Genomic DNA, 11,521 nt, shown 5'->3' with positions numbered 1-11,521 from the left:
GATGAGAAGGGCTTTTTCTTATTCAACAGCAATCAGTTCTCTTCCTTTGTCCAATACCTTTAAAGTGCGCGGTTTCCCTTTCTCCCAAGTTACATAACCTTTTCTTTTTAAAACGTCTAAGAAATTTTTTACAGTGGATGGGGAAGCTAAATTCAAAATATCACCCAACTCCCGAATCGCTGGAGGATAGCCTTTTTTATTTTGATGCTCTATCACAGCCTCCAGTACCTTTTGTTGTTTTGAAGTAAGTTTTTGATTACGCATACTTTCCCTCGACTCCCTTTCGTGGCTTGGAAGCTGCTAAGATGTTGGCTCGTTTGAAAGTTCGGGGCTGTTTTTTGTAGAAACAATAAGCTTTAATGTAATCCTTTTGTATTTGTGTGATGATCACCAAGCGGTGGCTAATCTCTCCCTGATCGGACAGGTACATTAGTTCAATCGGAAGTTTTTCTTCTTTCGAGGTAAGCAATAAGCCATTCATTTTAGTAGCTCCCTTCCTGTTTTCTTTTAATTATACAGAACAAACGTTCTTATATCAATTTGAAAAGAAATAACTTTTTATAAATTAGGACGATTTTGTTTTTTAATCGCTTAAATATTATGTCTACATTTGTCGAAACAGTGTTTATATTTTCCTATCAATGGTATTTTTGAATTATTAACAAAAAAGGGAGTATAAACATGATTGTTCACTTACCGGCTGAATTTGAAAAAAATTCCATACACGATTTCTTAAATGAAGTTATTGATACAAATATGATGCCCAAAAGCCAAAAAATTGAGTTTGACTTTCGAGGATTGCGTTTCATCGAGCCTACAGCTATTTCATTGCTTAGCAATATTTTCGATTGGCTAAGAAATAGAGGGGTAACAACAACTGTAACGTATCCGCGCATATTTGGAGTAGAAAAAAACTGTCCAATAAAGTATTTAGATGATTCTCTGTTTTTCCGAGAGCATTTTAATCAGACTTTGGCTCCCAACGCCACACCTCGACTGACTACCATTCCTATCCAAAAGGTGGCTTATGCTCATAGCTTACAATGGTTGGATAATAAATTGGCTCCGTGGCTTTCCAGATGTTTAAATGTGGATACATCTGCTTTGCACACTATCAAAATGTGTATTGGCGAGCTTTTTAACAACATTAAAGATCATTCGACTGAAAACATTGGTTGCCTTTGCGCCCAACATTACCCTAGTAAAAATGAAATCAAAATAGCTATTTCCGATTTTGGTGTGGGTATTCCAAGTAATATTAGGAAAGTACATAATCCCAAAACCGATAGCGAAGCTCTTGAGTTAGCAATCCAGGATAAAGTGACGTCGAAAACTTCTCCAAGAAATCTTGGTGCCGGATTGCATACATTAATAACAAATGTGGTACAACAAAATAAAGGTATTGTCCACTTGATATCGAATTATGGTATATTAAGCTGTACACGAGGTTATAATGGAGTTAATACCTTTCCACGTGATGGAGATGGTTTTTATCCGGGCACATTTATCGAAGTGGTATTGAAGACTGATACAATCTACGCTATTTTAGATATTGAGGAGGAGTTCGAATGGTAATCATTAAAGTTATTGACCAAATAGGACGCTGTTACTCCAATACAGATGGAATGATGTTGAAACAGTTATTGTTGCCTGAATTACAACAAAATAAATCTGTAACAGTCGATTTTACGGACATTGGAGGAACTACATCATCTTTCGTGAACACGGCGTTTATAGAGCTGTTGGATCATTTTGATTTCGCTTTTATTAAAGCGCATTTAAAATTCATTAATTCTAACTCTCAAATTAATAACATGATTAAAAGCCGGTTTCTTTCTGAAGTTGAACGTCGCCAGGAATTGGTTTTAAATTAAAATACAGTTTCTTTACATCAAATATTTAAGATAAAAGCTCCCTTGATTTTAAAGGGAGCTTTTATCTATTATTCTTCTTGTCTAATTTGTGGGTTAAATCCAAACTCTCGACTGATATTCTGCTGGGCAGCTATAGCGGATTCTAATGTATTAAATACGCCTGTCCAGACTCTTTTATCTTTGGGAAATGGCTTGTACCCTAGTTTGGCACCGATTAATTTAGCTTGTTTTTCAGCTTCTTTATCGGATTCAAACATACCGGTGTAAACGCGGTAAGCGCCTTCTGTGACTGTAGCAGGTTTCGTGACCGCTCCTGCTTTCTTTTTCAAACCGGCATATTCAGCGATCCCTTGCGCAATTGCCACTCCTTGTGCTTTCAAATGAGCATCACTGCGTAGTTTCGCAATATCAACGGTTGAATCCATGTAGCCGCCTTCTGTAAGGATAGCAGGCATCTTGGTCTCTCTGACAATATGCAGATTCTTTTTCTTCACACCCCTGTCGCGCAATCCCATCGCTTTCACAATACGGGGATGCACACACCGTGCTAATCGCTCACTTTTTGGATTCGATCCTAAATTAGTAAAAGTTTCAACCCCTGTCCATGTTCCCCACCCGCCTGTATTGGCGTTATGATGAACCGATACATAGAGATCAGCGCCCCACTTGTTTGCTTTGTTAGTGCGAGTATTTAACGGCACATCTGTTTTTCCTGTGGGGTCATCAGTGCGGAGAAGTTGTATGCCTTCATAGGTGTTTAATTCCGCTTCCATCGCTCGGACTACTTTATCATTAAATACCCATTCTCTTTCGTCGTCAGGCGTTCGTTTGCCAGCTGTGTACCTTCCATGCCCGGCGCAATATGCTATTTTCGTCATTCGAAAGGACTCCTTTCTTTTGGCTCGTCGTAACGCAAAGCCTGTTCGCTGTCTCCTGTTCCGCTTGTGGTTGGGTCACTCACGACCCCGATCAGCACCAAGATGCTAAGGATCGTATTAAACACACTTGTGACCTGTTCAGAAAAATTCGGCGTAATGTCATAACCGAACAAATTCGCTACTTGTTGAGCCAGCAATAAAAGCAAAGAAAAAAGAGCCATAAGAAATGGCCCATGTTGAAAACGCACTCTCCAGTTGATATTCAATTGAATTCCCTCCTTAGTTTGAAAGCCGAAAAATAATAGTGATGATAATACTTGTGATACTAATACTCGCTGGAACTACAATTCCCACCCATTTAAAAAGCTTGTCAGACGCCTCTTTTTTGTCTGCTTTTCTCTCTGCATCTTTTTCACGAAATTTCACAAATAGGCGCTCAATATCCTCTTTATTGTCTCTAATAAGCCCCATAGCTTCATTGACCTTACTGTTTGCTGTATCTGCTGAAGAGGATGCTTCTTTCGCTAGGGTTTTTACATCTTCGATTTTTGTATTCATGTGATTTAATTTCTCATCGATGCCTCGCATAGTGGCTGATACTTCTTTTAAGTCTCCGCTTAGACCGCCAATTGCCTCAAACATCTTCAATGCAAAGCTTTCAGTGGTCATAAGACCGCCCCTTTCTTCTGACACACCCACTCACCCCTTTCTCTGTATATCCCTTTTCTTGCAAAAAAAATAACGCCTACTATTCAGCAGCGTTTGTGTAATCTTGACCTGTGATTAATTTGAATTCCTCAGCCGTTATTCTGCTATAGGTAACAAATAGTCTTAATTGCTCCATTGTCACTAATTTTCGCGGGCGATTCCAGGCCATCTCCAACAAAGCGTAGTCACTAGACCGTTCCATCTTTTTTCGCCTCCTCGATGATCTTATCAATAACGACCGGGTAATCCTGATGATTCTGACAAGGTACAGCCATGTATTGCGTCTTAAAATCAATCAGACTTTCCGTGAGGATTTCATTTTCTGCTCTAACTTTCGCCAGCTCTTCTTCAGCGGTAAGCGGTCGATCCTCATACTTGTAGAAGAATTCGCCTGTTTCAGTGTTATACATTAGTTTAGCGTGCTTGCCTTCAATATTTTCGGGCTGCGGCAAACTTGATTCTTCTATCTCAATGCCTCTTGCTTTCATTTCTTCATTTAGATGTTGATATTGGTAAAGCGTTGTCGTCATCTCTTTGATAGTACCTTCTGTGTTGCTCAAAAACACAAGAATTTTAGCCATGTTACTCCTCCTTATCGTAATAGACCATAATCAGTTACAGCATACGATCCACTAGTATTATCAAAGTTGAAATAGTGTATATTATTCGCCATTGCATATCTTACTTTTTTTCCGGCCAAATGAAGTTTATTTACACCACCGTCACCAAGTTTATAACTTAGCAACATCATAGTATTATATGCGTGAACAAGTACTCCTTTTTTCAATGTTTTTACATAACCATTGTAACCGTAACCTTCTCCCCAACTTATTTGACAGAGATCACCACTGTAGCCACCAGTTGTAATAGCTTCTGCTAGTGTAAAGTTAGTCCCGTTAATATCAAACATATAGTGACGAAGAGTACTAGTATATGCCCGAAAAACATGTAGAATATTTTTGTACAAAGCTACTCCATAAAGAGATAAACTTGTCCCCGTGCCTATATCAGTTTGTATCACTTTATCAATGGATAAATCAGATACGTTGATAATCACAATTTTGCCATTGCTTTGATATTGAATGATCTTTGTTCCTGTTTCATTAGAACCCCACAACATTGCGCCTCCAAAAGTTATATCACTGTTGTTAATAGTTTGAACTATTTCTCCAGTTGCTCTACTAAGTTTGATTATTACGCCGCCTTTGCTTGTTATAATATAATCTTTTGTTAATATTCCAGAAGATGCAAGTGAGGAATCAGGATTTTTCCATACCATGTTAAAGTTTTTATCGTAACAGCAGTAAAAGTACGTTGAAACATCGTAGAATCTTCCGTATATATAATCATCGTTTTCATCCATCATTACGTGGTAACAAGTTAAACCGTTTTTTGCTATGAGTTTATTAGTGGTTAAGTCTACTGTTGCCTGTTCATTACGTGCTGTTTTAATTAATGCTACTGTTTTGCCGATCTCCATTTTACTATCAGAATTAAAATACTGATTATTAATACTAACTGGTGTAAAAGGCTGTGGAACAAACTGGACTTGTTTCTTTTGACCACTTAAAACTCCACCATGCTCGCGAATATCAATCATCGAGGTACCTCCTCAACATAATCCCCGTCTGCGTCATAAAGGACATCAAATATAATCGGTGTTCCCACCACTGTAGTTCCATCCGCTGCATAGGTTGTGATTGTTCGGACAGTGGGATTTCCGTCAGCATTCGGGCTGCTGAACTCTGCTTTCATGAACAAAGTGCCGTCTTTCCTCTTCCTTTCTACTTTCAGAAAAGTTCCGTTTGCATTTTTGGACGATCGCTTTGTGCCAAATCTCCCCATGCTCTGCAGCATAGCTTCTGGAGCGGTGTCTGTGTATTCTTTTGCTTCTGTTTTTGCTTTTCTGGCCGCATTGGCAGTGGCCGCCTCTGTTGTAGATGTGCTGTTTGTTGTGTCGTTAAGCTTTGTCACACCTTTTTGTGTGGTGCTGGCGTCTGGCGGCAAGGGGATTTCATCTTTTAACGCCGCTTTTTGCTGCAGTTCCAGCAATGCTTGATAGGTGTTAAACATGTACCAGTTAAAGTAATCTGCTGGCGGTTTTTGTATAGGTTTCCATCCCTCGTCTTTTAAGGACTGAGGTGGTTCTACTCCAACAGCATTCCACTCTGGTAATGGCTTTTCAAAAGGCATCTATTCTCACTCCTTCTAAAACGGTAATTCTTCTTCTTGGGATGGCACGAATACCAGCCCGAAGTAACCGCCGGTTGTTCCTTCAATATCAGCAAAACCAGCAGCGGGATCTGTTTCCATTGCTGTGGTTCCAAATTCGAATGTTCCATTAAACTCAACAGAATCCACCCTCACGCCGGCCAAGGTTGTTTTTTGAACGATTTGAGTAAATTGAGCTGGCGTAAGGCCAATTCTATTCAAGGCATCCAGTGGAGCTTTTGTAATAATAATTGCCGCTGGTTCATCGATTCCTCTTTCTTTTAACGAGTACAGGTTGATCTCGCTTGACGAACAATCTAATGTAACGGACAGAACTTCAATAATTTTATTGATTGTGCCGTCTGATCGGTTTAAAGCTTCCTTCCCGCGGATCAGTACCCGATAAATTTCATCAGATGATTTCCCGCGCTCCTGCCCCACATTTCCGCCCAGCAAATCTAAGGTGCTTCCCTTAGCATTGTCCAGGCTTCTCCATTCCTCTGTTTTGAGGAGGGCAGCCTTTGCCTGCTCAATCTCGCTGTCTACAATCAAAAACAACTTTCCAATGTTCGAATTCGGATTCTTAACATATCGATCAGTAAGTTTATTTAGCCAACTTTGAAGCATCACGCCACCTCGATTAACGCCGCTGATGTAGTCGCTACTTCATTCGGCCCTATGATAATGTTATTGGCTCCCAGCGCTTCTCCTTCTTTGCCAATGGCAAGTGTCACATCATCGATGCCGGGGATTTGATAAATGCGGCTAAACAACTGCGAATAAATCACGTCTTGCCCCATTACATAACCGGTCCAGTAAGCCCCTGCTGAGTCCACTCCGCCGATCAGCCGGACAAGATTATCTTTCAACTGCAGGTCCCCATCCGCTGGGAAAGCGCTGTTTTTAGTCAGGGTTATTTGGATTTGGACATTGACAGAAGTTGCATAATCAAATCTCATTTCATGTTCTATGCCGCTAATGTCTTTGATCATGACCGCTTCCTGGCCAACTGTTTCAATCCCTCCACCTACTGAATCAAGCAAGGTTTCTCCAATGGCCTGACGATCTCCGCCCAATACATAGGCATGGACTGATTTAGGAGGGTTTCCGTATTCATCGACTTGATTCTTGTTGTTAATGATTGCATTGGCAGCTCGTACTCCTGTCGTTCCGTATAATGCTGATCGGATAGCAGGAGATGTCCCTTTGCCTTCAGGAGCAGTCGAAGTTTTGAGCCTTTTCCGGTACTCTCTATCTGTTTCACGGTCGCGGCCGCCGGCGGATGCCTCCGGATTTGTGATGCTTGTTAATCCCTCCATTGGCTCTGCTTGAATCGTGATGGTGTTCGCGGGTACCAGCGTATGGACGCCTGCGTCAATCGATACAGCACGGCCGGAACCTGTGCCTGTTTCATCTAATGTGACGCTTTCTGTAAGCAAGAAATAAATATCCGTTTCTGTGGTATACCGCTTTAATTCAGGAACAATTAGCCCTGGCGTACCCTTAAATACAAGATCAACTGTTGATTCCGCCGCTTCCTCCCGGGGAATCCCTTTATTACGCCCGATGTCATCAAGCTGCTTCCCTTCTGCCTTGTCGATAAATGCAGAGTAATAGACCTTTTCAGCCAACTCCCAAACAATCGCTAAAAAGAAGGCGTACAAACGAATAAGAAGGCCCATGAAACTGCGAGGAGTGAGGTTGATATTTTCTCCAAACAGCTCCTGCGCTTTCAATCCCATGTCATAAATAAGATCATCGCGCGTTTTTCTTTTAAATCCATCTTTTGTGAGCATCTATCTCCCTCCTTCCCCCAGTGGCACTTGAATGTTCCTGATAGTTTGTTTATTCTCTTTCTCAATACTTAGGAGAACGCTCCGCTTTCGGGCTTTTTTGTCATCGATTATTTGAATATCTGTCACTGCATTCACTCTGTCCTCTTGGGAAACAGCCTCAATGATATCATCCCTCAAAACATTCTCATCAGTGTGTTTGCCAAATAGGTTTTCATGACGAAGGCCGCCTTCTTCATCAAGAAAAAACTCGCCCCTCTGTGTCTGCAATACAGACTCAACAGATTGAGCGAGCTCTTCGTCTCCTTCAACAAATACCCATTCGCCATTTTTAATGACAATATCCCCGTTTTCTATTTTTGGAGCAATCATGCAAACACCCCCACAATTACTGCATCTGTCTCTCGATGCAACAAAGGAAAATCAGCTTTAAATGACTGGCTGCCGTTCATATTATCAAGTTGCCTATCCGCGAAAACCGCATACACGACATCATTTATCCTGAGCGGATCATCTGGAGGATTCACATGCTTTAAATACGGAGCCCCCAATATAGGATCAGCTTTTTCTCCGTTTACAATATAAAGCGGCACAATATCAGCTGTTCCGTCTCCATTTACCTTCATCACACGAGCAGGCGCAGCCACTTTAATTTTTGCAGCCATTACATTTATAAGATCCAAATAAAATTTTGTATCATTCGCCATCAGACCACCTCTAATTCTGTAACAAACTCGGAGCCGTTGTTGATATGCCTTCCTTTTCTGACCCTATATTCTCCATTGGATGTACGGCTTTCAAATTTAACAAGAATGCCCGGACATATTTTGTGCTGCAGGAGACTTTTTGCCCTATACCCTTTGGCTCCTTCTTCATCAAAGTATTCCGGTGATCCAATCAATCCAGTTTCTTCGGAAAGAAAGCAAATTTCAGATGTCGGCTCTTTAAGGGAACGGATCACCAAGCTTCCTCTTTTCCAGAAGACAGAAGCGCCATTATCTTTTGCTACTGCAGATAAATGGCTTATTAAGTTACCTGACACCACATAACCTTTTTTATATTGCTTGTTCTCTGGCATTTTTAATTCAGCCAGACGCAAGCCCATCATTTCTACAATCTTTCTGATGATAATATCAGACCTGGTCCATGGCTTGAAGGTTTCACTTTTCTTTGCCTTCTTAGCCGTAACATCTTGGCCGTCAGTAATTTTCAACTCTGTGATCCGGTCCAGCCCTTCCCGGAAAGTATAGATGGAGGTGATCTTCCCGCGAGAAAGAACACCATAATTCCCTTCATATCCCGCTTGCACCGTGACGCTCATCCCTTTTCCCAGCCGGCCAAGAGAAAGCTTTGACAGATTAAAAATATTTACAGTGATTTCATTCGGTGTCATATCCGAGTCAAAAGGAACGTCAAAGGTAATGTGATAGTCTTTCGCGTTGAAAGATGTCTCCCAGTTGTCTCCGGCGATATCAATAATGGTGACTCGCCTAAACATTATAGGTGCTGTCGCCATAATCATCTGCCTCCGAATCTATAATTAAAAAGGTTGTTACCATCAAACTCTCAAAAGTAATTCGTTCTGCTTTTCCTGATGTGTCGTAAGGAATGAGAGTCGGAGCCGGCAGCCGATTATCAGAAATGCCCTCCCACAAAGGCAGATCAATGACCATCTTCTCTCCTAAAACAATTGGGTTGCGGTCATTGTCATATAGATCAACTGTAAAAAAATCAAATGACTCATTGTAGTTGATCCCCATAATGAAAAATTCCGCCCCCAATTGAATCTCAAATTCTTCTGGCAGCAATTCTTTTTCGATAGGAATATAGATCATGCGCTAACACCTCGGTTTGTAGATCCAGCATTTGTTCCTTCTCCAATTCCACGATTTAGTAAAGATGCATTCTGGCCTTCTCCAATATCCACGCCACCAACGCGAAGTTTTACACCTATTGGAATCTTCCGGTCCGGATATTTATTCCACTTCCGTAGCTGATCAATAGATACGCCGTACTTCTTAGAAAGCCCCCAGTAAGTGTCTCCCTTCTTCGTCACATGGTAGACCGCTTTTTGTGGAGTTTTTGAAACAGGCTTTTTCAAACCGGTGTTTCCCACTACCGCCCCAGTTCCTACCCGCTTCCATGGAGAGCTAGCAAACTTGATAGTCTGAAGCTTAATGTTAATTTCTGAACCATTGGCAATGCCGGCATGCATATTTCCATCAATTGCAAGGATAGCAACCTGTTTGGCGATATTTCTTCCGACATAAGTAAATATGGTGCCTTTCTTCATTTCCTGCTTTAAATACTCTTTATCCCTCACATAGTTCGGGCCAAGAATAGAGCCGGACAAAGAAAATTCATCCGGCTTTTGTTGAATGTGGTCACTGAGAGGGACACCTTTCTCCACTGGGTAAGATGAGACATCGACAGAGCTGTTATCCCCTTCCGTTTCAATATGAAGTTGAATATTTCCTAGCCTTGCCATTGTCATACCCCCTCCGGATCAATAATTAAGGTTTGTAGCTTACGGTAATGATCTTCTAGTATTTTCTCAACCTCTGCTTTTACACTTGCTGGCACCTCTCCACCGCCTGGTACTGTAATGTGAACAGTAGGGCTATAGTGAATGGTCACGTCTCGGCCGCCACTACCGGAAGAAGAATATGATTCAGCCGGTGTATAGCTGTTAGATGAATCATTTACACTAGCGCCAAATTTCGATGCCGCCCGCTTGATTAAAGGCAAGGCATGATGGCGTTTATTCCAACTTAACGGAATAATCGCTTCTGGGCCTGCTTCGCCAACGAGTCCCATATGTGGATGATTAATAATCCCACCGTTCGCATACGGTTTATATCCACCGCCGCGCATTCGTGATTTAACACCCGGGTGCTTCATAACGCCGCCATACCGTCCATCCATATAGCGAATAGCAGCTAAAGCAGAGTGCAATGGATTACGGCGGTTTCCGTGGCCAGGGTACATCCATCGTTTAAAGGTAGAGCCGATGATCTGGAAGAGACCAACAGATGGATCGCCCCGTCTTGCATTACTATCCCAGTTGTTAACTGCATTTGGATTAAAGCCAGACTCTTTCTGGGCAATCCACATAAGCGGCTCCAATAAAGACATTGGCTTGCCTAGCATACGCAAAGCCTGTGTAATAGCCGTGCGCGCCATGGTCGCCCCGCCGCCTTTGAAGTTACCGAAACCGCCGCCACCGCCTCCTCCACCTGGAAGGAAGTCAGCATGAACGTGATCTGTATGAGGGTTTAACCCGTTGTATCTTCTCCATGCTTTGCCCATGCCCGGACCTGCTATTTTCCGATTGTAGATAACGTATTGGAGATTAGATGCTGATTGTCTTAGGTACTCCGCAATCGCATTCATCGTTTGATGAGATCCTCCAATATCAAACGCTCGGCCATAAGCATGCATACTCTTTACTTTAGAATTTCCGACAACGCCACGATCAGAAAAGCCTCCCATGAACCTTGTAGGACCGAAACGATTCTTTACTTGATTGTACCAATGCTCAACATACCGCATCATTCCGCCCATACCGGCGCCGCGGCCCACTGATCGAGGGTCTTTCTCCATTCCACCTGTCCAGCCGTCTCCCATATCTAACAGCCCGGACATCTTTTCTCCGACAAAATTAACAATCTTGTCTTTTATAAGCTTGATCGCTCCTGTGCCCATTTGCCCGAAAGCTCCGCTCATTTTAGGGAAAAACCCGCTGAATTGACTCCACACCTTGGTCATTAACCCTTTCGGATTGCCAATGTAAGAGAACACATCGAGCGCAAGGTCTTTCGCCTTTCCGACAGCATTTTTGGTTCCTTCCCATGCCGAACCAGCTACATCCTTCGCTCCTTGCCAGGCATTTGATGCTTTTTCCTTCACCGCATTGTATGCCCCATGAAGGACGCCATCACCTAAGCTGCCGCTATGATAAGCCGGTGCATTCATGAGTGCGTTTGTTTCACGGTGCGGCAAAACTTCTGTCCCGCGGGGCAGATGTACAAGTGTAGACGTACCCGGTGAGAGACCC

General features: G+C 42.3%; 19 protein-coding genes. 2 read left to right on the top strand and 17 right to left on the bottom strand.

Going from position 1 to position 11,521, the window contains the following annotated elements; all coding sequences use genetic code 11:
* Nucleotides 1-18: 18 nt before the first annotated feature.
* Nucleotides 19-264 (bottom strand): LexA family protein, encoded by a 246-nt coding sequence (locus BBA02S_RS18800; protein ID WP_041114633.1) that lies wholly within the window; start codon nucleotides 262-264, stop codon nucleotides 19-21.
* Nucleotides 257-481 carry a hypothetical protein gene (locus BBA02S_RS18795; RefSeq protein WP_041114634.1) on the bottom strand — a complete coding sequence of 75 codons (225 nt, stop codon included), beginning with the start codon at nucleotides 479-481 and terminating at the stop codon, nucleotides 257-259. The genes BBA02S_RS18800 and BBA02S_RS18795 overlap by 8 nt, the downstream gene beginning before the upstream one ends.
* A gap of 200 nt (nucleotides 482-681) precedes the next feature.
* Here BBA02S_RS18795 and BBA02S_RS18790 point away from each other — a divergent pair, with 200 nt between their 5' ends.
* Nucleotides 682-1,575 carry a hypothetical protein gene (locus BBA02S_RS18790; RefSeq protein ID WP_041114635.1) on the top strand — a complete coding sequence of 298 codons (894 nt, stop codon included), beginning with the start codon at nucleotides 682-684 and terminating at the stop codon, nucleotides 1,573-1,575.
* A complete protein-coding gene (locus tag BBA02S_RS18785; protein WP_041114636.1) occupies nucleotides 1,569-1,874 on the top strand; it encodes an STAS-like domain-containing protein in 306 nt (101 codons plus the stop codon). The genes BBA02S_RS18790 and BBA02S_RS18785 overlap by 7 nt, the downstream gene beginning before the upstream one ends.
* Before the next feature lie 68 nt (nucleotides 1,875-1,942).
* Here BBA02S_RS18785 and BBA02S_RS18780 read toward each other — a convergent pair whose 3' ends face one another.
* The 15 genes from BBA02S_RS18780 to BBA02S_RS18715 form a co-directional block, all read right to left on the bottom strand.
* A complete protein-coding gene (locus BBA02S_RS18780) occupies nucleotides 1,943-2,752 on the bottom strand; it encodes an N-acetylmuramoyl-L-alanine amidase (protein WP_052477459.1) in 810 nt (269 codons plus the stop codon).
* Complete coding sequence (locus tag BBA02S_RS18775; protein ID WP_041114637.1) at nucleotides 2,749-3,018, bottom strand: phage holin; 270 nt, start codon at nucleotides 3,016-3,018, stop codon at nucleotides 2,749-2,751. Before BBA02S_RS18775 ends, BBA02S_RS18780 begins: the two co-directional genes overlap by 4 nt.
* A gap of 13 nt (nucleotides 3,019-3,031) precedes the next feature.
* Nucleotides 3,032-3,445, bottom strand: coding sequence for a hypothetical protein (locus BBA02S_RS18770; protein ID WP_041114638.1), 414 nt, complete (start codon nucleotides 3,443-3,445; stop codon nucleotides 3,032-3,034).
* A gap of 55 nt (nucleotides 3,446-3,500) precedes the next feature.
* Nucleotides 3,501-3,662 (bottom strand): XkdX family protein, encoded by a 162-nt coding sequence (locus BBA02S_RS20420; protein WP_082040300.1) that lies wholly within the window; start codon nucleotides 3,660-3,662, stop codon nucleotides 3,501-3,503.
* On the bottom strand, nucleotides 3,649-4,041 hold the full coding sequence (locus BBA02S_RS18765; protein WP_041114639.1) for a hypothetical protein: 393 nt from the start codon (nucleotides 4,039-4,041) through the stop codon (nucleotides 3,649-3,651). The genes BBA02S_RS20420 and BBA02S_RS18765 overlap by 14 nt, the downstream gene beginning before the upstream one ends.
* 11 nt (nucleotides 4,042-4,052) lie before the next feature.
* The gene (locus tag BBA02S_RS18760) at nucleotides 4,053-5,060 is read right to left on the bottom strand and encodes a hypothetical protein (protein ID WP_041114640.1); all 1,008 of its coding nucleotides are present in this window, start codon (nucleotides 5,058-5,060) and stop codon (nucleotides 4,053-4,055) included.
* On the bottom strand, nucleotides 5,057-5,653 hold the full coding sequence (locus BBA02S_RS18755; RefSeq protein ID WP_041114641.1) for a tail fiber protein: 597 nt from the start codon (nucleotides 5,651-5,653) through the stop codon (nucleotides 5,057-5,059). Before BBA02S_RS18755 ends, BBA02S_RS18760 begins: the two co-directional genes overlap by 4 nt.
* A 15-nt stretch (nucleotides 5,654-5,668) precedes the next feature.
* Nucleotides 5,669-6,298: a hypothetical protein gene (locus BBA02S_RS18750; protein ID WP_041114642.1), complete on the bottom strand. Its 630-nt coding sequence runs from the start codon at nucleotides 6,296-6,298 to the stop codon at nucleotides 5,669-5,671.
* Nucleotides 6,298-7,467 carry a baseplate J/gp47 family protein gene (locus BBA02S_RS18745; RefSeq protein WP_041114643.1) on the bottom strand — a complete coding sequence of 390 codons (1,170 nt, stop codon included), beginning with the start codon at nucleotides 7,465-7,467 and terminating at the stop codon, nucleotides 6,298-6,300. The genes BBA02S_RS18750 and BBA02S_RS18745 overlap by 1 nt, the downstream gene beginning before the upstream one ends.
* Nucleotides 7,468-7,836, bottom strand: coding sequence for a DUF2634 domain-containing protein (locus BBA02S_RS18740; protein ID WP_041114644.1), 369 nt, complete (start codon nucleotides 7,834-7,836; stop codon nucleotides 7,468-7,470). It lies immediately after the preceding gene.
* Nucleotides 7,833-8,171, bottom strand: a complete 339-nt coding sequence (locus BBA02S_RS18735; protein ID WP_041114645.1) for a hypothetical protein — start codon at nucleotides 8,169-8,171, stop codon at nucleotides 7,833-7,835. The genes BBA02S_RS18740 and BBA02S_RS18735 overlap by 4 nt, the downstream gene beginning before the upstream one ends.
* Nucleotides 8,171-8,980, bottom strand: a complete 810-nt coding sequence (locus BBA02S_RS18730) for a phage protein (protein ID WP_052477460.1) — start codon at nucleotides 8,978-8,980, stop codon at nucleotides 8,171-8,173. The genes BBA02S_RS18735 and BBA02S_RS18730 overlap by 1 nt, the downstream gene beginning before the upstream one ends.
* Nucleotides 8,955-9,299, bottom strand: coding sequence for a phage baseplate plug family protein (locus BBA02S_RS18725; RefSeq protein ID WP_041114646.1), 345 nt, complete (start codon nucleotides 9,297-9,299; stop codon nucleotides 8,955-8,957). Before BBA02S_RS18725 ends, BBA02S_RS18730 begins: the two co-directional genes overlap by 26 nt.
* Nucleotides 9,296-9,952: a LysM peptidoglycan-binding domain-containing protein gene (locus BBA02S_RS18720; protein WP_052477462.1), complete on the bottom strand. Its 657-nt coding sequence runs from the start codon at nucleotides 9,950-9,952 to the stop codon at nucleotides 9,296-9,298. Before BBA02S_RS18720 ends, BBA02S_RS18725 begins: the two co-directional genes overlap by 4 nt.
* Before the next feature lie 2 nt (nucleotides 9,953-9,954).
* Nucleotides 9,955-11,521 (bottom strand): lytic transglycosylase domain-containing protein (locus tag BBA02S_RS18715; RefSeq protein WP_156477593.1); only part of this gene is annotated, 1,567 nt, incomplete at its 5' end.

This window comes from Bacillus badius NBRC 15713 (assembly GCF_001591605.1).
GTDB lineage: Bacteria > Bacillota > Bacilli > Bacillales > Domibacillaceae > Pseudobacillus > Pseudobacillus badius.
This window is presented reverse-complemented; position numbering and strand designations above follow the sequence as displayed.